17 protein-coding genes, 4 tRNA genes and 3 pseudogenes are annotated in these 24,595 nt (G+C 35.3%); 10 read left to right on the plus strand and 14 right to left on the minus strand.

Annotated elements, in window-relative coordinates:
• Positions 1 to 17: 17 nt before the first annotated feature.
• From RRF69_RS02060 to RRF69_RS02115, 12 genes and pseudogenes are all read right to left on the minus strand, one after another.
• A tRNA-Thr gene (locus RRF69_RS02060) sits at positions 18 to 90 on the minus strand.
• Positions 91 to 105: 15 nt separating this feature from the next.
• Positions 106 to 178 (minus strand) — tRNA-Gly (locus tag RRF69_RS02065).
• Positions 179 to 195: 17 nt separating this feature from the next.
• A tRNA-Tyr gene (locus RRF69_RS02070) sits at positions 196 to 277 on the minus strand.
• Between the two features lie 43 nt (positions 278 to 320).
• A tRNA-Thr gene (locus tag RRF69_RS02075) sits at positions 321 to 394 on the minus strand.
• Between the two features lie 97 nt (positions 395 to 491).
• Positions 492 to 801 (minus strand): annotated as a pseudogene (gene hpf, locus RRF69_RS02080) (ribosome hibernation-promoting factor, HPF/YfiA family).
• Between the two features lie 3 nt (positions 802 to 804).
• A complete protein-coding gene (locus RRF69_RS02085) occupies positions 805 to 1,707 on the minus strand; it encodes a tyrosine-type recombinase/integrase (RefSeq protein WP_316940338.1) in 903 nt (300 codons plus the stop codon).
• Positions 1,708 to 1,790: 83 nt separating this feature from the next.
• A complete protein-coding gene (rpsU, locus tag RRF69_RS02090; protein WP_271485526.1) occupies positions 1,791 to 1,988 on the minus strand; it encodes a 30S ribosomal protein S21 in 198 nt (65 codons plus the stop codon).
• A 167-nt stretch (positions 1,989 to 2,155) separates the two neighbouring features.
• The gene (locus RRF69_RS02095; RefSeq protein ID WP_316940339.1) at positions 2,156 to 3,322 is read right to left on the minus strand and encodes an acyl-CoA dehydrogenase family protein; all 1,167 of its coding nucleotides are present in this window, start codon (positions 3,320 to 3,322) and stop codon (positions 2,156 to 2,158) included.
• 20 nt (positions 3,323 to 3,342) lie between these two features.
• Positions 3,343 to 4,239 (minus strand): helix-hairpin-helix domain-containing protein, encoded by an 897-nt coding sequence (locus RRF69_RS02100; RefSeq protein ID WP_316940340.1) that lies wholly within the window; start codon positions 4,237 to 4,239, stop codon positions 3,343 to 3,345.
• Between the two features lie 10 nt (positions 4,240 to 4,249).
• A complete protein-coding gene (locus tag RRF69_RS02105) occupies positions 4,250 to 5,842 on the minus strand; it encodes an alanine/glycine:cation symporter family protein (RefSeq protein ID WP_316940341.1) in 1,593 nt (530 codons plus the stop codon).
• A 261-nt stretch (positions 5,843 to 6,103) separates the two neighbouring features.
• Positions 6,104 to 7,102, minus strand: coding sequence for a potassium channel protein (locus RRF69_RS02110; protein ID WP_316940342.1), 999 nt, complete (start codon positions 7,100 to 7,102; stop codon positions 6,104 to 6,106).
• Between the two features lie 3 nt (positions 7,103 to 7,105).
• On the minus strand, positions 7,106 to 7,333 hold the full coding sequence (locus RRF69_RS02115; protein ID WP_316940343.1) for a PspC domain-containing protein: 228 nt from the start codon (positions 7,331 to 7,333) through the stop codon (positions 7,106 to 7,108).
• Between the two features lie 166 nt (positions 7,334 to 7,499).
• Here RRF69_RS02115 and uvrA point away from each other — a divergent pair, with 166 nt between their 5' ends.
• From uvrA to RRF69_RS02135, 4 genes and pseudogenes are all read left to right on the plus strand, one after another.
• Complete coding sequence (gene uvrA / locus RRF69_RS02120; protein ID WP_316941095.1) at positions 7,500 to 10,265, plus strand: excinuclease ABC subunit UvrA; 2,766 nt, start codon at positions 7,500 to 7,502, stop codon at positions 10,263 to 10,265.
• Positions 10,266 to 10,310: 45 nt separating this feature from the next.
• Positions 10,311 to 11,018 (plus strand): annotated as a pseudogene (locus RRF69_RS02125) (TIGR00730 family Rossman fold protein).
• A 19-nt stretch (positions 11,019 to 11,037) separates the two neighbouring features.
• Complete coding sequence (locus RRF69_RS02130) at positions 11,038 to 13,845, plus strand: aminopeptidase (protein WP_316940344.1); 2,808 nt, start codon at positions 11,038 to 11,040, stop codon at positions 13,843 to 13,845.
• Between the two features lie 115 nt (positions 13,846 to 13,960).
• Positions 13,961 to 16,411 (plus strand): thiamine pyrophosphate-dependent enzyme, encoded by a 2,451-nt coding sequence (locus RRF69_RS02135; protein WP_316940345.1) that lies wholly within the window; start codon positions 13,961 to 13,963, stop codon positions 16,409 to 16,411.
• Positions 16,412 to 16,451: 40 nt separating this feature from the next.
• On the opposite strand, the gene RRF69_RS02140 is transcribed toward RRF69_RS02135, so the two are convergent.
• Positions 16,452 to 17,831: a CotH kinase family protein gene (locus RRF69_RS02140; RefSeq protein WP_316940347.1), complete on the minus strand. Its 1,380-nt coding sequence runs from the start codon at positions 17,829 to 17,831 to the stop codon at positions 16,452 to 16,454.
• An 80-nt stretch (positions 17,832 to 17,911) separates the two neighbouring features.
• Positions 17,912 to 19,183, minus strand: coding sequence for a DUF2851 family protein (locus RRF69_RS02145; RefSeq protein ID WP_316940348.1), 1,272 nt, complete (start codon positions 19,181 to 19,183; stop codon positions 17,912 to 17,914).
• A 129-nt stretch (positions 19,184 to 19,312) separates the two neighbouring features.
• On the opposite strand from RRF69_RS02145, the gene RRF69_RS02150 reads away from it, so the two are divergent.
• The 6 genes and pseudogenes from RRF69_RS02150 to dapB all read left to right on the plus strand — a co-directional run bounded on the left by RRF69_RS02150 (position 19,313) and on the right by dapB (position 24,534).
• Positions 19,313 to 19,945, plus strand: a complete 633-nt coding sequence (locus RRF69_RS02150) for an NAD(P)H-dependent oxidoreductase (protein WP_316940349.1) — start codon at positions 19,313 to 19,315, stop codon at positions 19,943 to 19,945.
• 30 nt (positions 19,946 to 19,975) lie between these two features.
• Positions 19,976 to 21,436: an aminoacyl-histidine dipeptidase gene (locus RRF69_RS02155; RefSeq protein WP_316940350.1), complete on the plus strand. Its 1,461-nt coding sequence runs from the start codon at positions 19,976 to 19,978 to the stop codon at positions 21,434 to 21,436.
• A gap of 216 nt (positions 21,437 to 21,652) precedes the next feature.
• Positions 21,653 to 22,407, plus strand: a pseudogene (locus tag RRF69_RS02160) (ParA family protein); the annotation flags it as partial.
• Positions 22,353 to 23,237, plus strand: a complete 885-nt coding sequence (locus RRF69_RS02165; protein WP_316940351.1) for a ParB/RepB/Spo0J family partition protein — start codon at positions 22,353 to 22,355, stop codon at positions 23,235 to 23,237. The pseudogene RRF69_RS02160 and the gene RRF69_RS02165, both read left to right, overlap by 55 nt.
• A gap of 41 nt (positions 23,238 to 23,278) precedes the next feature.
• On the plus strand, positions 23,279 to 23,830 hold the full coding sequence (locus RRF69_RS02170; protein WP_316940352.1) for a DUF5683 domain-containing protein: 552 nt from the start codon (positions 23,279 to 23,281) through the stop codon (positions 23,828 to 23,830).
• 2 nt (positions 23,831 to 23,832) lie between these two features.
• Entirely contained in the window at positions 23,833 to 24,534 is a 702-nt protein-coding gene (gene dapB / locus RRF69_RS02175; RefSeq protein WP_316940353.1) for a 4-hydroxy-tetrahydrodipicolinate reductase, read from the plus strand.
• Positions 24,535 to 24,595 lie beyond the last annotated feature (61 nt).

Genomic DNA, 24,595 nt, shown 5'->3' on the forward strand with positions numbered 1-24,595 from the left:
TAATACGTATTAAATTGAGCCAGCGATGGGATTTGAACCCACGACCTCATCCCTACCAAGGATGCGCTCTACCAACTGAGCTACACCGGCTTGCTGGTAGTCTTGAGCGAAAGACCGGGTTCGAACCGGCGACATTCAGCTTGGAAGGCTGACGCTCTACCAACTGAGCTACTTTCGCAAAATTTATGTAAATTGTGGGGAGAGCAGGATTCGAACCTGCGAAGACGTAGTCAACGGAGTTACAGTCCGTCCTCGTTGGCCGCTTGAGTATCTCCCCTTAATTTACTATTTTAATGAACTTTTTTAGTTGCTTTTTTTTGAGCCGATGGAGGGACTCGAACCCACGACCTGCTGATTACAAATCAGCTGCTCTAGCCAGCTGAGCTACATCGGCTTTTGTTGCAAAAAAACAACCCGCTATTTCTAACGGATTGCAAATGTATAAAGTTTTTTTATATTCTAAAACAATTTATAATTATATTTTTGTTTTTTTATGAAATTAATGAATCTCGATGTTTTTCCTTAGACCTTTTCAACTGTCTTTTTAGCGAATCTACTGCCAAATTCACACCTTCTTCAAAAGTCTTAGTTTCTCTCTTTACCATTAATTCACTACTATGGTATGTTGATTTTCACTTCTGTAATCTTGTTTTCCTTATCGCTTGTGTTCTGAACCTTTAAAAAAACTTCAGCATCTACGATTTTGTCATGATACTTTGCCAAGGATTCTACTTTCTTAGAGGTAAAGTCAATTAAACTTTGATCTGCATTGAAATTGACTGATTGAGTGAATACTTTCATGAATTATTCTTTTTTTCTACTCCTAGGGTGAGCTTGGTTATATACTTTTTTCATTTCAGCTATACTATTATGGGTATAGACTTGTGTTGAGGCTAAACTGGCATGCCCTAGTAATTCTTTTACCGAATTCAAGTCAGCACCCTCGTTTAATAAATGTGTGGCAAATGAATGCCTTAATAAATGTGGACTTTTTTTCTCCTTTGTTGAGACTTCACTAAAGTAAGAATTTATCACTCTATACACAAGAGTTTCATATATTTTATTTCCTTTATTTGTAATGAATAGAAAATCGAGGGTGGTAGCTACCTCTTTCCTCAAGGCCAAATACTCCGTTAATGTTTTGACTACCGATGGAAGTATAGAAACAAAACGCTCTTTATTTCTTTTTCCTAATACTTTTATTAATTTATCTGAAAGATGTACTGATCCTAATCGAATATGGATCAACTCTGATCTTCGAATTCCTGTAGTATAAAATAACTCAACCATTAATTTGTTTCGAACCGAATCAAAATCGTTCTTTTGAGCTAATAATTCAATAACTTGATTGATTTCCGATTCTGAAAAAGGATTCTGAACTCGCTTGGCTACTTTTAACGCTTTGTGTTTTGTGAGCGGGTTGAAATCGATCTGCTTTGTTTTTTGAAGAAATTCATAAAATGACCTTAACGAACTTATCTTTCGGTTGATACTCCTATTCGAAATCCCTTGATCAACCATACTCACGATCCAACTTCTGATTTGTGGGTACTGAACCGTCACAAGTTCATTCTGTGCGTAGTGACTTTCGCAAAAATATTTAAAGGACATTAAATCTTTTTTATAAGCCGTGACAGTATGCTGAGAATAGTTTTTCTCTAAAGCAACATACTCAATAAAAGCGGGAATCATGATTTCTTTTTTCATTGGCTCAAATCTATGAAAAAATGTGTAAAAAAAAATCTCGCACAATAATGTGCGAGATTTATAGTACAAAGAACTAGATTCAATTAACCTACTTCTTCTTGTGTTCTTAATTTTTGTACATAAGAGGCTTTGATTCTTTGCGCTCTATTTGCTACTGAAGGCTTTGTAAAGTTTTTTCTATTACGTAAGTTCTTCATTGTTTTCGTACGATCGAATTTTCTCTTAAAACGCTTCAACGCTCTATCGATATTCTCGCCTTCTTTTACGGGTATAATTAACATATATTGGCACCTCCTTTCATCTGATCTCAAAAGTTTTAAAACAGTCCTTAAACTGTTTGTTTTTAATTTTGGACTGCAAAGGTAAGTATTAATTACCAACTACAAATTTAATTTAAGAATTTCTTCTTTCAAAGTTCATCCTTGAGTTTTGAACCCTGAACCAACAACTAGGTCGCTGGTTTATATTCTTTATGGTCAATAACTATTTTTGCAATGATCTCTTTTAAAATTTCTGAAGTTCCTCCTCCAATAGGTCCCAATCGACTGTCTCTCATCAATCTTGCCAATGGATACTCTTCCATATACCCGTAACCTCCTAATAGCTGGAGCGCATCATAAATCACTTCGTCTGCCATTTTTGTAGACAACAACTTGGTCATACTGGCTTCTTTTACGACATATTGACCTTGATCTAAGCGTTTTGTTATGGAATAATTATATTCTTTACACATATCGATTTTACTTGCCATTTCTGCAATCTTGTGGCGTAATGCCTGAAAGCTATCTAATGTTTTTCCAAAGGCTTGTCTTTCGCGCATGTACTCCATAGTGTATGCTAAGGCAAATTCTGCCCTTGCATGTGCATTGACCCCCATAATAAGTCTTTCAGATGCAAAGTGCTGCATGATGTATGGAAATCCTTTTCCTTCTTCACCTAATAAATTTTCTGCAGGAATTACAACATTGTCAAAAGCAATTTCTCCAGTATCGGAAGCTTTCCAACCTAATTTGTCCAATTTTGTTGCAGACACTCCAGGGGTATCCCTATCAACAATAAAAAGACTAATTCCTTTGTATTTTTCGGATGCATCTGTTTTAGCAGCTACAATCAAGTAATCTGAATACACCCCATTTGTGATAAAAGTTTTAGAACCATTTAAAACATAGTTGTCTCCTTTTTTGATAGCTGTAGAGCGCATCCCAGCAACATCAGAACCTCCAAAAGGTTCTGTAATACACAAACAACCAATCATCTCGCCAGCAACACTGGGGACTAAATATTTTTGTTTGATCTCCTCAGAAGCTTCGGTATTTAAATGGGTCATTGCCAAATATTCATGCGCCCACATTGCAGCTGCAAACCCTCCTGAGTTTATTTTTTGCATTTCTTCTAAAAAAATAACGGTATAAAAAAGATCTAAACCCAATCCTCCATAGGCCTCTGGGGTCTGTAGCCCGAAGTAGCCCATTTCACCAAATTTTTTCCAAATAAAGCGTTCAATGGTTCCTGTTTTCTCCCACTTCTCAATGTGAGGCACTACTTCTTTTTGCAAAAAATATTTAAAACTCGTTCGAAAAGCTTCGTGCTCCTCAGTAAAGTACATACTGTCCATGTAATAGCAATTAGGGTTGTTTATTCTGCCGTCAAATATAAGGCTATTCTGTCGTATTTCTCCAAAGGAAAATCTTTGATATTTTTTAATTCTACTATCGACTGAAGTTCTGCGACCTCATCTCTATAGTTGAGAATCTTCTTACAAAGCTCATAATCGACATAGGGAATTCTAAGTAACTCCTTGAAGTTTAAGCTATTTACATTCACTTTTTGAATGTTGGGTTTGTGAATAATCTGAAAGGTTTTTAAGATCTTTTGAGTGAGCTTTGCATCGATTTTATATACTTCATCCAACTGACTTTCAAAAGAAAATCCTTCTAATTTAGAACGATACCGAACAATTCTTTCGGCTAGAGAGGCACTAACTCCACTTACAAATTGAAAATCGAGAACTGTTGCCGCATTGAGATCTGTAGTGGTTAATTCGATACTGTGTTTTGTAGCCCTATTGTGTTCAACAACTCCCCTTCTCTTTTTTTGGTCTTGGCGATTTCTGTTTACGACCCAGTCTGGAAATTTAAAATAGATTGAAATTGTTTCCAACAAACTATCGGATACTTTTGTAACCTGCTGAAATTCTTTTTTAGAGTTGACAAACTTTCCTGATCTTCTGAAGGTGAACAAGCGATCTATTTCAGCTACAGATATTCCCAATTGAGCTGCTTTAGCATCGGAAATATAATTGGGATTGAATGGAAAAATTTTAGGTTTTCTAAGTGCCGACTCCATTGCTTTTACACTATCAATCTTTTTTTGAAAAGCAATAATCTCTGGCGAATCTGATGGAGGGATTTCTCCGGGATACCTATCAATTTGATAAGAAACTAGTTGAACGAAAAGGATCAAAAGTAGTAAAAATAAAATCCCATTCCTTTGGCTTTTTTCATACCAGAAATGGGATTTAAATAAATTCATTTGTAGTCGTTTATGCCTTACTCTCTTTGATCGCTTTCATGTATTTATTCAATTCTTCTTTCACTTTTGGTGCTAGAAGAATTAAACCAATCATATTGGGTACCATCATTGCAAAAACCATGGCATCTGAGAAACCAATTACAGAACCTAAACTTGCAGCAGCACCTATGACTACAAAGACACAGAAAATTACCTTGTAGGTATATTCCATTCTTTTTGATCTTCCAAATAAGAAGACCCATCCTTGAAAACCGTAATAAGACCAAGAAATCATAGAACTAAATGCAAATAATACAACTGCTACCGTTAGAACATATGGGAACCATGAAATTGCTGATTCAAATGCTCCTGAGGTTAATAAAATGGCTTGAGCATCATTTAATGTTGCATTTTCAGCAGCTACATTTCCTGTAATGATTAACACTAAGGCAGTCATAGTACACACCACTACTGTATCAATAAACGGTTCCAACAAAGCAACCATTCCTTCACTTGCAGCATATTTTGTTTTTACTGCAGAATGGGCTATGGATGCAGAACCAATCCCTGCTTCGTTTGAAAAAGCAGCTCTTCTAAATCCTTGTACCAATACTCCTACAGCACCCCCTGCAATTCCTTCTGGACTAAATGCGCCGTTAAAAATTTGACTAAAAGCTTCTCCAATCATGGTATAGTTAGAAAAAATCACAAACAAAGAAGCTGCAACATAAATTGCCACCATAAATGGAACGATCTTATCAGTGACTTTTGCAATTTTTTTGATTCCTCCAATAATTACAATCCCTACTAAAGTAGCCATTACCAATCCGAACAACCAGCCTTTACCATGCAAGATAGAAACTCCACCTAAGGGTGTTGTAATATTTTCAACCAATTGAAAAGCTTGATTCACCTGAAACATATTTCCACCACCAAAAGAACCTCCAATAACGAAAATAGCAAACAACACGGCTAAAAATTTACCTAATGTCTTGTTTTTCAACCCTTTTGTTAAGTAATACATTGGACCTCCATAAACAGTTCCATCAGCTTCAATATCTCTGTATTTTACCCCTAAGGTACATTCAACAAATTTGGAAGCCATTCCTAAGAAACCAGCAACAATCATCCAAAAAGTAGCTCCTGCCCCTCCTATTGAAACTGCAATCGCAACTCCAGCAATATTTCCTAAACCAACTGTTGCAGATAGAGCAGCTGTTAATGCTTGAAAGTGAGAAACCTCACCAGTATGACCTTCAATTCTAATTGTGTCAGGATTGTCCTCTTCATCCGTAAACTCTGATTTTGAGATTTCGACATTGTGATCTTCTCTACCTTCTAGACTGTCATACTTTCCTCGAACGATATTGATCGATGTAAAAAACCCTTTAAAATTGATGAAATTAAAATAAAATGTAAAATATAAAGCTCCCAAGATTAATGGAAACAATACCCAATAGATTTGAATTGTATCTGAAAAAGGTATTTGATAAAAAACAATATTCACAAACCAACCTGTTGCATTTCCAAAGGCTTCGTCGATTTGCTGATCCAATCCTTTTTCTTGTGCAAATGATACCATTGGTATTGCCAGTAATAGCAATGAAAGAATTCTTTTCTTCATAATTGATTTGATGAATTATTATAGTTAGTTAGTAAAAGTATTTTAAAAGTTGCAATATCATAAAAAAATGCCCTTTTGACAAGTTTTCCCTGTTAAATGTATTTATTCGTATGTTTTTCTTTGGGTGTTTACAAGTGATAACGAAAGGAATGCACTACTCTCTAAAAACCAATCACTCCATCTCATTATTTTTCTGAAGCAATCCACATGATACAAATTACCCCAATAATTTAGAATCCAATGAAATTAAAATCATCTTCATTAAAACAACTCTCTCAGTTTAATGATTTGTTCGGGTCTTCCTAACACGATTAAACTAGAACCTGAGATGAGTTTAATCCCTGCCTCAGGGTTGATAATATAATCCTTGTCTGGATTTCTAAAACCGATTACAGTACAGCCTGTTTCTCTTCTTAGATCCAAATCTAGAATTGTTTTATTAACATATATTTTAGGCAAATCGTCAACCGCGATCTCTTCCAAATTGGCCGTATTTTTCCCTTCTATTGTTAGTCGATCTACAAATTCAATAACATCTGGGGTCACTACTAGGGATGCCATGTGGTCACCACCTAATTTATCGGGCATAATTACATTGCTAGCTCCTGCAATTTTCAGCTTTGCGTAAGAGGATTCATTTGAAGCCCTACTAATAACAATGCAGGCTCCATTCAATTGTTTTGCAGTGAGTACCACAAATAAATTATCTGCGTCCGAAGGCAAGGCGGTAATTAAATTCGAAGCATTAAGAATCCCTGCTCTCAATAAAGTCTCATCCAAAGTTGCATCTCCTTCAATATGCAAAATGCCTTCTTTTTCCAAGAATGCCATTACCTCTTTATCCTTTTCTACAACAACAATTTGTTTGTTGTAATTGGTTAGCTTAAGAATTGCTTGTTTTCCATTTCTCCCAAAACCACAAACAATCGTGTGTCCCTTTAAATTATTAATCTGCTTTTCCACTTTTCTGTGTTTAAAATGTTCAAATAGTTTTCCACTGACCAAATATTCGGAAAAAGTGGAAACTGCATACCCAAAAACTGAGATGCTTGTAAGAATTAAAATTATGGTAAATATTTTCTCTTCAGGAGTAAAGGGTTTTACTTCCCCAAAACCAACTGTGGTAATCGTGATGACAGTCATATACAATGCATCTACAAAAGAATAGTTCGATAAAAGCATATAGCCCACGACTCCCGATAAAATAATGGAGAAGACCAAAAAGAGAATTTTGTTAATTCTAGATTCTAAAATACTCATAGCTTATAAATCAAAAACGGAATTTCGTTTTGTGTAAATCATGTCTTTTAACTTAAATAAAAAAGCCATCGTTAAGTATACTCCAAACGAAAGACCCACTGTAAAAAATGTGACGTAAATAAAAAATAAGCGCACATTGGTTGCTCTCATTCCAAGTCGATCTGCCAGCCTGGAAGAAACATGAAAGCCATTACGTTCTAAAACATGTCTTGTTGAATCGATCAATTTCATCTTTAAACTTTATATTCAAAGATACTATTTTAAACGAATTTGCTATTAGCATCACTGTTAAAAATGATTTGTAATGATTAACTTTGTGTTTTTATACAAATCTACACTTTTGAAAGACTAGGAATACCTAGAGGTTTACGGAGCAAGAGCTCATAATTTAAAGAATATTGACGTCAAAATTCCGCGAGAAAAACTGGTTGTAATTACCGGTTTAAGTGGAAGTGGAAAATCTTCTTTGGCTTTTGACACCATCTATGCTGAAGGTCAACGACGTTACATTGAAACTTTTTCGGCATATGCTCGGCAATTTTTAGGTGGATTGGAACGCCCCGATGTAGATAAAATTGACGGGCTATCACCTGTCATTTCTATTGAACAAAAAACAACCAACAAAAGTCCTCGCTCAACGGTAGGTACCATTACAGAAATTTACGATTTTTTACGACTCTTATATGCCCGAGCATCAGATGCTTACTCTTACAATACAGGTCAGAAAATGGTAAGCTACTCCGATGAACAAATAAAAGAACTTATTCTTAGCGATTTTGCGGATCAAAAGATTGCCATTTTAGCCCCACTCATCAAATCCCGAAAAGGTCACTACAGAGAACTCTTTGAGCAAATATCCAAACAAGGGTTTTTAAGAGTTCGTGTAGATGGCAAAATCCAAGAAATCGAAAAAGGCATGAAATTGGATCGATACAAAAATCACGACATTGAAGTGGTTATTGATCGATTGGTGGTTCAGGAAACTTCAGAAAAACGTTTAGAAGAAACCATTAAAACAGCTTTGTATTCTGGAGACAATATTTTAATGGTACTTGCCATTGGTGACAATCAACCACGCTATTTTAGTCGGGAGCTTATGTGCCCAATCTCAGGAATTGCCTATCCAAATCCAGAACCCAATTCCTTTTCTTTTAATTCTCCAAAAGGAGCTTGTGATACATGCAACGGCCTTGGAATTACACAAGAAATTAATCTTCAAAAAATCATCCCAGACACTGCTATTTCGATCAAATCGGGGGGAATTATACCACTTGGAGAACAAAAAAATAGCTGGATTTTCAAACAAATTGAAAATATTGCAGAACGCTATCAATTCAAAATCAACGACCCTATTCAAGCAATCCCAGAAGCTGCTATGGAAATTATTCTCAATGGTGGTCGTGAAACGTTTTCAATCACATCGAAAACTGCTGGAGTAACTCGAAATTATGAAATTGATTTTGAAGGAATTATCTCATTTATTGAAAATCAACATGAAAATGCAGAGAGTACTTCTATCAAACGCTGGGCAAAAAACTTTATGGATGAAGTTTCTTGTAAAACCTGCGAAGGAAAAAGGTTGAAAAAAGAAGCATTACACTTTAAAATTTCAGAAAAAAGCATCAGCGACTTAGTGCAAATGGACATTACGGAACTGGCACACTGGTTTCAAAACATTGAGAAAGATTTATCTAAAAAACAACTGGCAATTGGAAGCGAAATTCTGAAGGAAATTCGAACTCGAATTCAATTCCTACTCGATGTTGGCCTAGATTATCTGACTTTAGACAGGACCTCAAAATCACTTTCTGGAGGAGAAGCACAAAGAATCCGCTTAGCTACACAAATTGGATCACAATTGGTGGGTGTGCTATATATTTTAGATGAACCAAGCATCGGCCTGCATCAAAGAGACAACCAAAAACTAATTGATTCGTTAATCAAATTAAGAAATCTTGGAAATTCAGTTTTAGTCGTAGAACACGATAAAGACATGATTGAACATGCTGATTATGTGTTTGACATTGGTCCTGGAGCTGGGAAATATGGTGGGGAAATTGTTTCGCAAGGAACCTTCAAAGAACTCACCCAGCAAAGAACTCTTACCTCTGATTATTTAACAGGAAAAAGAGCAATCTCTGTTCCGAAAAAGCGAAGAGATGGAAATGGAAAAACCATCAAACTTTCAGGTGCATCTGGAAATAATTTAAAAAATGTGACGGTTGAATTCCCGCTAGGAAAAATGATTTGTGTTACTGGAGTTTCTGGAAGTGGAAAATCAACACTAATCAATGAAACCCTGTATCCAATTTTAAACGCACACATCTATAGAGGGGTTAAGAAACCCATGCCCTACAAAAAAATTGAAGGTCTGGAATACATAGACAAAGTTATCGATATCGATCAGTCACCTATTGGAAGGACACCCCGCTCCAATCCGGCTACTTATACCGGTACTTTCGGAGAAATCAGAAGCCTGTTTGCAAAAACACCAGAAGCGGCTATTAGAGGCTATAAGCCCGGGCGTTTCTCTTTTAATGTTACTGGTGGAAGATGTGAAACTTGTCAAGGTGGTGGTGTTCGCGTAATTGAAATGAATTTTTTACCCGATGTGCAAGTAGAATGTGAAACCTGTCAAGGAAAACGCTTCAATAGAGAAACACTTGAGATTCGATACAAAGGAAAGTCCATTTCTGATGTATTAAACATGACCATAGAAGATGCCACGAATTTCTTTGAAAATATTCCAAAAATTTACAGAAAACTGAAAACAATTCAAGATGTTGGTTTGGGATACATTACCCTTGGACAACAATCTACTACCCTCTCTGGTGGTGAAGCACAGCGTATCAAACTGGCTTCAGAGTTGTCTAAAAGAGATACTGGAAACACCTTCTACATATTAGACGAACCTACAACTGGACTTCATTTTGAAGACATAAGAGTTTTGATGGATGTGTTGAATAAATTGGCAAACAAAGGAAATACCGTCTTAATAATCGAACACAATTTGGATGTTGTCAAACTCGCAGACTATATCATCGATGTTGGAATGGAGGGTGGAAAAAAAGGAGGAACTATTTTATGTACAGGAACCCCAGAGGTAGTAGCCAAACATAAAAAGAGTTATACCGCCCAGTTTTTAAAAAAAGAATTACTTTAGTAAAGCTGTTTTCAAAAAAAACATACCCACAAAGGATAGAAAATTATGATGAATGACGACCGAAAAATCAAAGAAAAACTACAAACCAAAACTTGGAATGAAATAAAGACAAACGATTCTTGGGCCATTTTTAAGATCATGGCTGAATTTGTAGATGGGTATGAAAAACTTAGTAAAATTGGTCCTTCTGTTTCTATTTTTGGTTCTGCAAGAACCAAACCTGAAGATCCGTATTATATCTTGGCAGAAGAAATTGCATTTCAATTGACTCAAAATGGCTATGGTGTCATTACGGGTGGAGGTCCTGGAATTATGGAGGCTGGTAATAAAGGAGCCCAAAGAGGAAAAGGATCTTCTGTTGGTTTAAATATCGAACTGCCTTTTGAACAACATTACAATCCATGGATAGACAATGATAAAAATTTAGAATTCGATTATTTTTTTGTTAGAAAAGTAATGTTTGTCAAATACTCGCAGGGCTTTGTTGTCATGTAAGGTGGATTTGGAACACTCGACGAACTTTTTGAAGCAATCACCTTGATTCAGACTCATAAAATAGGTCGTTTTCCAATTATTTTGGTGGGAAGTAAATTTTGGGGAGGCTTGATGGATTGGATCAAAAGCACCTTATTAGAACAAGGAAACATTTCAGAAAAAGATCTAAAATTGTTTCGGGTAGTAGATACCGCTGACGAGGCTATTGACCACCTCAATAAATTCTATTCGAAGTACCAATTAAAACCGAACTTCTAATTATTTTTTAAAGCTATAGATGCAATCTTTCTCAATATTCGTTTTGTTATTTCTCTTGAGCTTCACTACCATCGCTCAACAAAATTCGATTGATATCAAAGCATCACTTGATGACTCTAAAGACCAGCTCAATATTCAGCAGAGGATAGTTTACTACAACAAATCTAACACCGAGTTGAAACGAATTTATTTACACAACTGGGCCAATAGTTTTAAGAACAGAAAAACAGCACTCTCCAAACGATTTATAGAAGCTTATCAAAAAAACTTATATTTTGCAAAAAAGGAAGACTTGGGTTTTACGGACATCAAAAACATCTCGGTCAACTTTGAAACTGCTCGCTTTCAAGAAATAAAAGATCAAATTGACATCTTAGAAATTACACTGAATTATCCGTTAAAACAAAACGACAGTGTGGTGATAAACGCTACCTACAGCGTTAAAATCCCCAATGCACAATTTACCAACTACGGAAAAACAAAGACAGGTTACCATCTTCGATATTGGTATTTGAATCCAGCTGTTTACACTACAGAATGGCAACTAATGAGCAATCTAAATACAGATGACCTCTACGAGATTCCTACAAATTACAGCATAGTGTTAGAGCTCCCAAAAGCCTATGCAATCAATAGCAACCTCTACAAATACACTACTAAGGGGAAAGCATATAATCAGTATTATTTTACAGGAAAACAAAAAATTGATGTGGTCCTCAGTATTGAAAAAATTGATCGATTCAGAGTTTACAAAACAAAAAATGTAGCCATTCATACAGACATTTTAGAAAAAGAAACTGACTATGCCCTTGCTACAAATTTGCTTAACAAAGAGCTCGCTTTTTTAGAAAAATATCTCGGTCCCTATCCTCACAAAGAAATTTTCCTTGACAAAGTCGCACAAAAAAAAGACCCCATATACGGCTTAAGTCAGTTACCCGATTTTATTCGTCCTTTTTCCGACACCTTCAAAACTGATCTTACCTTATTTAAAATTTTAACCAAAAAATATATTGAAAACACCCTAATAGTTAATAAGCGAAAAGAATATTGGATTACTGACGGCCTTCAGAGTTATTTAATGATGGAATATGTAGATACCTTTTATCCAGAAGTAAAACTTTTAGGATCTACCTCAAACGCTTGGTTTTTAAAAAACTACAATATTTCAAAATTAGCCTTTAATGACAAATACCCTTTCATTTATGAACTAAGTGCGCGTAGTTTTTTGGACCAACCCTTAACAACGAGTGCAGATTCACTTTCCAATTTTAATCGGATAATCGTAAATAAATACAAGGCAGGACTAGGTTTTAGATATCTCAATGGCTTTTTAGGAGATTCAATTTTAAATACCTCAATCAAAGAATTTTATCAGCAGAAAAAGTTACTCCAAGTAGCTACAAATGATTTTAAAGAAATCATCACTCAGAAAACAACAAAGGATCTCAACTGGTTTTTTGGAGACTATATTCAAACCAATAAAAAAATAGATTACACCATCAAAAAAGCAGAAGTTGTTGGTGACAGTGTGCAAATTACACTCAAAAACAAACGAAATATTACAGTCCCGGTGGCTTTATACGCTTTGAAAAACAAAGAGGTTAGTTTTAAAAAATGGTACTCAGATATTGATAGCACAAAAACAATCACATTGAAAAATGAAGACTATGAATCCTTTTCTTTGAATTATGAGAAGCAATATCCTGAACACAATACAGCAGACAACCAAAAAAACTTACAAAAGAAACTTTTTAGCAAACCTCTAAAATTTTCATTTATCAAAGATATTGCAGATCCTCATTCCTATCAAATATTTTATCAGCCCAATTTCGACTTTAACTTTTATGACGGTTTTATTTTGGGGCTAAAACTGGATAACAAACCTATTGTTAAAAGAAATTTAGAACTAACTTTAAAACCTTCTTATGCGTTCAAAAGTCAATCGATAACCGGAAGTTTTTTGTTAAAATACAATCAGTATTTTGAAGATACTAAGATTTATAAAATCGCATATGGAATATTTGGAAGCACACAACATTACACCGAAAATTTATCTTATAATGCCTTCAGTCCATATATCAATATCCTTTTCAAAAGAAAATCATTAAGAGCGGTAAGTTCAGAGTCTCTCTCTGCGAAACTGATCAACATCCACCAAGAGACTGCAGCAAACCAACCCTTAAAGAAACAAAATTCCTACAGTGTTTTTAGCCTTAGTTATCAATATGCCAATCCCGACATTATCGATGATTTTAGATATCGAATAAGTACAGAAGCTGCGGAAGATTTTTCCAAACTTTCTTTCGACTTGAGGTATCGGACCCTTACCTCAAAGGACACTCAATTAGATTTTAGAGTTTTTGCAGGTACATTTCTAAACAATTCGACAACTGGTGATTTTTTTAGTTTTGGATTGGACAGACCCAACGATTATCTATTCGAACTCAATTACTTTGGAAGATCGGAAAGTACTGGTTTTTTTAGTCAGCAATTCATCATCACCGAAGGAGGATTTAAATCAGTTTTACCGACAAGATTTGCAAATCAATTTTTATTTTCTTCCCATTCAAGTGTTGGGTTATGGAAATGGATAGAAGCCTATAACGGAGTTGCTTTTTTAAAGAACAAAGGAGAGCGTTTGTATTTTGCTTATGAGAACGGAGTCCGCTTTAATTTTATTCATAACATCTTAGAAGTTTATTTTCCATTATACTCAAACAATGGCTGGGAAATTTCTCAAAAAACATATGCCTCAAAAATCAGATTTACAGTATCAGCTGACATTCAATCGATATATAATTTTTTTAGACGTGGATTTTTATGATATTCTCATATAAATTAGTATTGTCATCAAAAAAATTCAATATTATTCTTATAATAAGATAAGTTTTTAAATTTAATTTAGAAGCAGTACTTTTGTAAAACTTTAAAAATCGTTTATGACAAACACGGCTACACTACAAAAACAAAACATTTCCTTTGAAGATTTCAAAAAAGAAGTCTTACACGATTACAAAATCGCAAGAATTAGTCGGGAATGTAGTTTATTAGGTAGACGTGAAGTACTTACTGGTAAAGCCAAGTTTGGAATTTTTGGAGATGGAAAAGAGGTTCCACAATTGGCTCTTGCAAAGGCCTTTAAAGATGGTGATTTTCGATCGGGATATTATCGAGATCAAACCTTTATGATGTCGATTGGCGAACTCAATGCACAACAGTTTTTTGCAGGTTTGTATGCACATACAGATATTGAGGTAGAACCCATGTCGGCCGGAAGACAAATGGGAGGCCATTTTGCAACCCATAGTTTGCATGAAGATGGTTCTTGGAAAAACCTTACTCAACAAAAAAATTCCTCTTCAGATATTTCTCCTACCGCAGCTCAAATGCCCCGTCTATTAGGTTTGGCTCAAGCATCAAAAATTTACAGAAATGTTCCTATTTTAAAAAATAGTCCAAATTTTTCGAACAATGGAAATGAAGTTGCTTGGGGAACCATTGGAAATGCAAGTACCAGTGAAGGAGTCTTTTTTGAAACTATCAATGCTGCAGGAGTCCTTCAAGTACCGATGGTAATGAGTGTTTGGGATGACGAGTATGGAATTTCTGTTCACGCCAAACATCAAACCACCAAAGAAAATATTTCAGAAATTTTAAAAGGATTCCAACGTGATGAACATCATGACGGATATGAGATATTGATAGTAAACGGATGGGATTATGTACAATTGGTAGAGGTCTATCAAAAAGCTGGAGAAATTGCTCGAACCACACATGTTCCTGTTTTGATTCATGTAAAAGAATTGACACAGCCTCAAGGACATTCAACATCGGGCTCTCACGAGCGATACAAAGATCTTGAGCGTTTGCAATGGGAAAAGGAATTTGACTGTATCGTTAAAATGCGAGAATGGATTTTAAATTTCGAACTCAAAACACCTGATGGGGAACTCTTGAAGTTTATAGATTCTGAAGAAGAATTAATCCTTATTGATCGTGATGCTAAAAAAGAAGTAGCAAATGCCAAAAGAGTGGCATGGAATAACTGTCTCAATGAAATAAAAGCAGAACGAAAAAATGCCCTTCAACTTTTGAACAATGTAGCTCAAATAAGTAGCAACAAAACGTTTATTTTAAAATACAAAAACGATTTGTCAGATATTGTAGAACCCATTCGAAAAGATATTTTAGTTGCACTTCGTAAAAGTTTGCGGCTTTTAAAAGATGAAGAATTTACAGCAAAAATAGAGCTGCAACAATTTATCAAGAGCTATTCGAGTACCATACAAGAAAAATACTCTTCGCATTTAACAAGCGAAACAGCACTTTCAGTTTTAAAAATTCAACCAGAACTCCCTAATTATTCTCAAGAAAAAAACCTAGTAGACGGTCGTATTATTATGCGCGATAACTTTGAGGTGCTTTTGAAAAAACATCCTGAATTGTTAATCTTTGGTGAAGACGCAGGATTTATTGGCGATGTAAATCAAGGACTAGAAGGCTTGCAAGCAAAGTTTGGAGAGCTTCGAGTTTCTGATACTGGAATTCGAGAAGCTACAATTATTGGTCAAGGAATTGGAATGGCTATGCGAGGGTTAAGACCCATCGCAGAAATTCAATATTTAGACTATTTATTGTATGCTTTGCAAATTATGAGTGATGATCTAGCTACTTTACTATACCGAACCCATGGGAAGCAAAAAGCGCCATTGATTATTAGAACGAGAGGGCATCGTCTGGAAGGTATTTGGCATGCGGGTTCTCCAATGGGAGGAATTATTAATAATGTTCGCGGAATTCATGTATTGGTTCCAAGAAATATGACCAAAGCAGCTGGTTTTTACAATACACTACTAGAAGGGGACGAACCCGCCTTGGTAATTGAATGTTTGAACGGATACCGTTTAAAAGAAGAGATGCCAGTAAACTTAGGAAGCTACAAAACTCAAATTGGAGTAGTAGAAACAATTCAAAAAGGAGAAGACATGACGGTCATTTCGTACGGATCTACACTAAGAATTGTAGAAGAAGCCGCAAGAGATTTGGCACATGTGGGGATTCAGATTGAAATTATTGACGCACAGTCTTTACTCCCGTTTGATGTCAATCACGAGACCGTAAAATCACTTGCAAAAACAAATAGATTGTTGGTTGTAGATGAAGATGTTCCTGGAGGAGCCTCGGCATATTTATTACAAGAAATTTTAGAAAATCAAAACGGATATCAACACTTAGACAGCAAACCTGCTACCTTGACCGCTAAAGCCCACAGACCTGCTTATGGAACTGACGGAGATTATTTCTCGAAACCTTCTGCTGAGGATGTTTTTGAAAAAGTCTATGAAATGATGAATGAAGTTGACCCCCAAAAATTCAAAAGCTTATTTTAAAAATATGTTAAAAGTTCAAACAGGAATGTCTGAACTTTTTTTACAGACCCCCTATTGCAACATCCATCCAAGCAACTCTGTCATTGACCCAATCGATTAGATATTCTCGTTCTTCGTTATAAGTGTTTCCTATAAAATTATTCGGCCAAACATATTCTCCCAAAACAGGCCATCTTTCGAAGTTATTTTGAATTCCCCCAGACAAAGTCAATATTTCTGTATAGGTGTCAATTTTTTGTAAGATTGCAGCATTCGAAAAAACGCCACTTCGTAATTCAGACCAACGCAATTTTAATTCAGAGACAAATGCAGGATCCTCCATTAGCCGTTCCCACCAGAATGGAATTAGCCAAAAATCTCCTGAACAGCGTTCATTAAACTTATAGGTCCATACATCAGTAGCATTCCCACTGCAATAATTAACATTTCCAAAGGCCAAATTAAAATCCCAAATTGGCCCCATTTTTAGTTTTTCGTTTTTGTCTTTAGTCAACCAAGTACTTAATCGGTATCCGTCTACATTGTTAGAGAGTTCATTCAATAAAAAAAATTCAATAAAACTTTGAGTATCAATATATGCTGCGTAACCCGTTGTAGGATCTGCAAAATTATCACCTGCTAATGCATTCTCAAAAGAAGCCATATAATTACTTATATAGCCCCTTTGTTCGGCAGTAATGTCCTCTTCTTTAGGTGTATCGTATAAAAAATTAATTGTTTGTCCATTCGTTGCGTTGGTCGGGGCGTAAGCTGAAGGAATTGAATTGTAGGTTGTATACAACATTTCATCCATACCCCCTGCTTTATCTACTTTCAAAATGTAGCCACCAGTAAGGTCTTCTCCAGTATTTTCATCCGCTTTGAGTTTATTAATATCGATGCGATTTTTATCTCGTTTCAGTTTTTCCAACAACACATAAACTCCATTATAATTGTCATTAATAGTAACCTCTACAAATTTTGCTCTACTGGCATAGCGATCTATATCACGGGATAGGTCGTACATCAATACATTTCGCATCAATGATTTATCACTATAAGGAGCATAAAGAATCCAATCTTCTTCCTCTGGAAAACCGAGTAAAGAAACATTTAGATCTTCATTCGCAGCATCTCTAGTTTCCAACCCAAACTGTTTTTTTGGAAACATCTGAGAAGAAGAACCTCGAATTTCAATTCCAATTGCACCATCATAATCGACCACATCATTTACTGAAATAATCATTTGAGCGTCTACTTTGGGCTCATCAACAATTTCGGCGCCATTGGTTTGAATATAAACTTGTGGAAGTTTGTTTTCAGGAAGTAATACAATCGGTTCCTCAGCTGGGAGTTCTTCAAGCTGAAGACTTACTTCTTTTTGGCAAGAAAAAAAGACAACTAAAAGAGAAAGAATACAAATATTTTTTAGAAAATTCATTGTGTGGGGATTATTTAACAATGTAAATATAACAGAAAAAAACTAAAATTGATTTTTAAGATTGCTCTGTTTAACAGAATTTACTTTTTTAGAATATAATTTCCAATCGCACAGTCTAAACATCGCTTGGGAGCGCAATAACAATTTTTTAGCTCCAACAAAGCTTGAGTCTCAAAAGCTGATTGAGAAGAAATCCCTAGCTCTTCAAACTTGGAAATAATCGAATTCTTTTCGGGGTCTACCTGATTCAGAATTTCTAAAATTGAGGACGTATTTACAATCCCACGTTGTTTTTCAAATACAAATTTCAGGGGAATAATAGTGTTGATCAATAACAAATCAACAAAGGGTTTTGTCAATTTTTTAGGAGACTTTTTCGAAGGTGTGTCAAAGGTGTAGTGACTCTGCCAAAATGCTGAAATAGAAACCGAAAAAAAAGTATAAAAATCTTCAATCTTAGATAGCTGCATCAAATTGGAAAACAAATTATGATGCAAATGATACAGAGAGGCCAATTGCGCGATTCGGATGGTCGGAAAATTGTTTGGGCGCATTCTAAAAAAAGAAAACTGATGTTTCGAAATTGACTGTAAATTGTATTTGTGTCGCAAATAGGCATATTCTTTTTTCATACAAATGAATTCAGCTTCTTGAAGTTCATCTTCCAAAAAACCCGCTTGACCAAACAATAGAGCCATTAATTGTGATTCTTCTGTTCGGACTTTCCGAATGATTGAAAAATCAATTGATCTTGAAAGCTGTAAAAAAGCATCTCCATTAATTTTCAATCCAAAATTCTTTGCCAATAGTTGAAATAGCACCGCTTCAAAATCATTGTTTTGATCCTCTAATAATTGGTGAATTAACAATGATTTTCGTTCCAAGCGCTCAAAAAATAATCGTTCTTTCCAATTTGAAAAAGTAAACGTATCCACCTGCTGTATTTGATCTCCACATGGAATCCAGTTGGAATGTGAATTTGCTAATTTTTGATATTGTTGAATTAGGCTTGGAGCTATCAAGTCTTTCATAACTAGGGTAGGTAACGACTGATTCCCTCTCAAAAACACCTCCACGTCATGCTCAAAAACAACATGTAAAATGGTTGCGTCATAATTAGCATCCTTCTCATGATGATGTGCATACCAATCCGAGGACTTTAAATGGATTTCAACATTTCCAGCCCAGATTTGGTTGTCAATTTCAATAGAAGCGTTCAGGAAATCGGGTCCAGCATTTGTATTGTGAGTTCCCGATTTTAAGATATGAATAGCTTCTCCTTTAGTGGTTGCTAAATTTTCTTTATGAAATAATTTATACATCCACACATAATGTAAAAAATCTTCTTTCATCACTTTTATTTCTATAGGTTAAAGTACAAAAAAATAAAAAGACTTTATTGATGTTTGCATCAATTTTTACAATTATAAAGGGTAACTACCAGTAATATTAAGCTTATTTTTGCATAAAAACATAAAGAAATGAATACCATAGAAAGCTTAGAATGGCGCTACGCTACAAAGAAATTTGACGACAGCAAACAACTATCAATTACCCAAATAAACACCCTAAAAGAAGCCTTTAATTTAACTGCTACTTCTTATGGTTTACAACCTATCAAATTAATTGTCATTCAGAATAAAGCGTTGCAAGAAAAACTAGTATCAGCCTCTTGGAACCAACAACAGATTGTGCAAGCTTCTCATGTTTTGGTCATTTGTGTTCAAAGCGAATTCACTTCAAAAGACGTGAATAATTATTTTACACTGTTGAAAAAAATTCGAAATACTCCCGACGAAATACTCAACCCCTTTAAAGAGTTTTTAGTTGCTGAAATGGATAAAAAATCGATTCAAGAAATTGAAATATGGAATAAAAATCAAGCGTATTTAGCCTTGGGGAATCTTCTTACAGTTTGTGCAATCGAGAAAATTGATGCCTGCCCAATGGAAGGTTTTGTTCCAGAACAATATGACGAAATTTTAGGTTTACAATCACAAAACTTAAAATCTACATTGGTATTACCAGTTGGTTTTAGAGCCGAAGATGATTATATGAAAGATCTCGCAAAAGTTCGCAAGGATCTTCAGGACTCTGTCATCGAAATTTCGTAAATTTAAAAAATAGATCTTCATTCAATATTTATGAATACAGCTGTCAGAAATCAAGAACCGAAAGAAGTTTGGAATCATTTTGCCGATTTAAATGCCGTACCACGTCCTTCTAAAAAAGAAGAACGAGTGATTGCATTTATGGTCGCATTTGGAAAGAAATTGAACTTAAAAACAATTGTTGACTCGGTTGGTAATGTCATCATTACGAAACCTGCTACAAAAGGTTTTGAAGATAGAAAGACTGTTGTAATGCAAAGCCATTTGGATATGGTGCATCAAAAAAACACAGAAACTGTTTTTGATTTTGATTCTCAAGGAATTGAGATGCTTGTTGAAGGAGACTGGATCACTGCAAATGGAACAACTTTAGGAGCCGACAACGGTTTAGGAGTTGCTGCAATCATGGCTGTTTTGTCTTCCAAAAGCATTGAACATCCTCATTTAGAAGCCTTATTCACCATCGATGAAGAAACGGGAATGACAGGTGCAATGGGTTTAAAAGGAGGTCTTTTGGAAGGAACTATTTTATTAAATCTCGACACCGAAGAAGATGATGAAATTGGGATGGGTTGTGCAGGTGGAGTTGACATTACCGCCAGAAGAACCTATACTGAAGAGGAAATACCAAGCAATTCATCAGGATATTCAATTACCGTAAAAGGATTGAACGGAGGACATTCTGGAATGGAAATTCACAAGGGTTTAGGTAATGCAAATAAAATCATGAACCGCGTATTGTTTGATGGTTTCACCAACTACGGTTTGAGAATTTCTGAAATAAATGGAGGGAGTTTGCGAAATGCAATTCCAAGAGAAAGTACTGCTATCGTAAGCGTAGAAAATGCTTCTAAAGAAGCTTTCCTTTTTGAAACCAAGGCACTTATCAACAATATCAAAGAAGAGTTTTCAACAATTGAACCGAATTTGTCTATTGAAATTAACTCTATTTCACTTCCTAAAAAAGTAATGGACATAGCTGTTCAAGAAAGCTTTATAAAATCGATATACGCTGGATTCAATGGGGTATATCGAATGAGTCCAGACATTAAAGATTTGGTAGAAACCTCCAACAATATTGCAAGAGTGATTGTAAAAGAAGGTGCTATTAAAGTTGGCTGTCTGACAAGATCTTCGTCTGAAACCAACAGAACCGATTTGGCAAACTCCTTACGTTCCTCGTTTGAATTAGCGGGTTTTGAAGTAGCATTCTCTGGAGAATATCCAGGATGGCAACCAAATGTTGACTCAGAAATCTTAAAAATAGTTGCAGCACTTTATGAAAATCTACATGGCGAAAAGGCACGTGTCGCAGCTTGTCACGCAGGTTTGGAATGTGGGATTTTAGGTCAGAACTACCCCAGCATGGATATGGTTTCTTTTGGACCAACCATCCTTGGAGCTCACTCTCCCGATGAACGAGCGAGCATTTCATCAACTCAAAAATTTTGGAAATTTTTAAAAGAAATTTTAAAAAATATTCCTAAAAAATAATTACATATTTAAACAATCATAAGAAACAATACCAATAAAATACCTTAATCCATTAAAAAACAGTACTTTATAATTTTAATACGTTTTTAACATCTTAAACATTAAAAAAAAAGAATATATTGTATTTTTACTTTTCAAAAAAAAGACAATTTAATGGGTAAAATAATTGCAATCGCAAATCAAAAAGGAGGGGTTGGTAAAACTACTACAAGTATAAACTTGGCTGCTTCTTTGGGCGTGTTAGAAAAAAAGTTTTACTTATTGATGCAGATCCACAAGCAAATGCTTCCTCAGGACTGGGAATTGATGTCGACAGCGTTGAGTTTGGCACCTATCAAGTTTTAGAACACACAATTTCTGCAGAAAACGCAATTATTAAAACTACAACACCCAATTTAGATATTATCCCAGCTCATATCGACTTGGTAGCCATAGAGATTGAATTAGTAGACAAACAAGATCGAGAACACATGCTTAAAAAAGCATTGGTTCCTTTGAAAGAAAAATACGATTATATCATCATTGATTGTGCACCTTCATTGGGGTTAATTACACTCAATTCCTTAGTCGCTGCCGATTCAGTCATCATACCAATCCAATGCGAATACTTTGCTCTTGAAGGTTTAGGAAAATTGTTGAATACAGTCAAAAGTATACAAAACATTCACAATGCAGATCTAGAAATAGAAGGCTTATTATTGACCATGTTTGATTCTCGTTTACGATTGTCTAATCAAGTTGTTGATGAAGTTAGAAAGCACTTTTCGATTATGGTTTTTGATACCATCATTAGAAGAAATGTACGTTTGAGTGAAGCACCAAGTTACGGGGAAAGTATTATTGCCTATGACGCCACTAGCAAGGGTGCCGTAAATTACTTAAATTTGGCACACGAATTGATTAAAAAAATCGATAAATGGCGAAAGCAACAAAGAAACAAGCATTGGGAAGAGGCCTTTCGGCCTTGCTAAGTGAATCCTCACATATTGTATCAGCATCCGACAAAAATGCAGACAAGCTTGTAGGTAGTATAATTGAAATCGATCTCAATTTAATTGAGGTTAACCCCTTTCAACCTAGAACCTATTTTGACGAGGAATCCTTGGAGGAACTAGGAAATTCTATTAAAGAATTGGGAGTAATTCAACCCATTACCGTTCGTAAACTCGAAGGAAATAAATTTCAATTGGTCTCAGGTGAAAGACGTTTTCGAGCATCAAAATTAATAGGAAACAGTTCTATACCCGCATACATTCGACTTGCCAATGACCAAGAAATGCTTGAAATGGCTTTGGTTGAAAACATACAACGTAAAAATTTAGACCCAATAGAGGTTGCCCTTTCCTACCAGCGTTTGATTGACGAAATTCAATTAACACAAGAAGAGTTGAGCACCAGAGTTGGTAAAAAGCGTTCTACCGTAACAAACTATTTACGATTGCTCAAATTAGATCCAATATTACAAACTGGCATGCGGGATGGTTTTATTTCTATGGGACATGGTAGAGCTATCATCAATGTTGAAGACGTACAAGATCAATTGCAAATTTACGAGCAAATTATTCGTGAAAAATTATCGGTTCGACAGACAGAAGAATTGGTGAAAAATTTCAAAAAACCTGTCAAAACCTCTTCAAAAAAGAAAGAAATACCAAAATTCATTAAAGATCATCTTCAAGAAATCAACACATTTTTTGGAAATCCAGTAGCGATTAGTGTTGGAGCAAACGGGAAAGGAAAATTGACAATTCCATTTCATTCTGAGGAAGATTTTAACAGAATCAAAAAATTATTAAAATAGTGATTCTAAAAAAGTCGGTCTTTTCATGCTTACTTGTTATCATGATAACAAATTCTCTTTTTGCCCAAAAAGATTCTACTGCTGTGAAAGATGTGATAGTGAATGAATCTTTATTTATCCCCGAAGGTATCTACAACCCTTTGTCACCATCAAGAGCCGCATTTTATGCTGCTATCTTACTAGGAATGGGACAGGTATACAATAAAAAATACTGGAGAGCTCCGATAGTATGGGCTGTTTTAGGTGGAACGACCTATCTTTATATAGACAACAACAATCTTTACCAAAAATACAGAACAGCATATCGAATTCGAAAAGCAGGTCTGCAGGACGAATTCACTCTAGACGATGGGACTGTTTTAATTTCTGAAACAGGTTTAGAAAGTGCCCAAAAAGTATTGCGAGAAAACAGAGACATGGCACTTTTAACAACTATTTTAGCCTATGTCTTACAAATTGTAGAAGCAAGTGTCACAGCTCATCTACTCCAATTTAACACTGATGATAATTTATCCTTCAAGCCTTCATTAATTCCAGACAATATGAATTTTGCCAATACGGCTGTAGGATTTACTTTAAAATACGACTTTTAATTATGAAAATTGCTTTATTAGGATATGGTAGAATGGGAAAAGAGATTGAAAAAATCGCTATTTCTCGGGGTCATGAAATCGTTATCAAAAGTGAAGGTATCGAAGCCTATGACATTACGATGGCAGACGCTGCTATTGACTTTAGCATACCAGACTCAGCGTTTAAAAATATATCAAATTGTATACAACATCAAGTTCCAGTAGTTTCTGGAACCACGGGCTGGCTCGAAAAATATGCAGATGCAGTGGCTCTTTGCCATGAAAATAAAGGCGCTTTTATCTATGCTTCAAACTTTAGCTTAGGCGTCAATATTTTCTTTGAACTCAATAATCAATTGGCAAAAATGATGCGTCAATTAAAAGACTATTCTGTATCCATCGAAGAAATACATCACACACAAAAGTTAGATGCCCCCAGTGGAACAGCAATCACACTGGCAGAAGGAATTCTTGAAAATTCTGACTTTTCTCAATGGGAGTTAGACCAAGCAACTACCAAGGATAACTTACCCATCTATGCAAAAAGAATTGCTGATGTACCAGGTACACATACCGTATCCTACACCTCAGAAGTTGATGAAATTCATATCAATCATACAGCAAAAAACAGACAGGGGTTTGCCTTGGGTGCAGTAATTGCAGCAGAATGGCTTCTGAATAAAACAGGTGTCTACTCGATGAGAGATGTGTTAAATATTGTTTAAACCAGTAACATTTTCTAACAACGAACGCCTAATTAAAACGAAAACAAACTCTTTATTCGTA

The sequence above is a fragment of the Polaribacter sp. HL-MS24 genome (assembly GCF_032758595.1).
Lineage (GTDB): Bacteria > Bacteroidota > Bacteroidia > Flavobacteriales > Flavobacteriaceae > Polaribacter.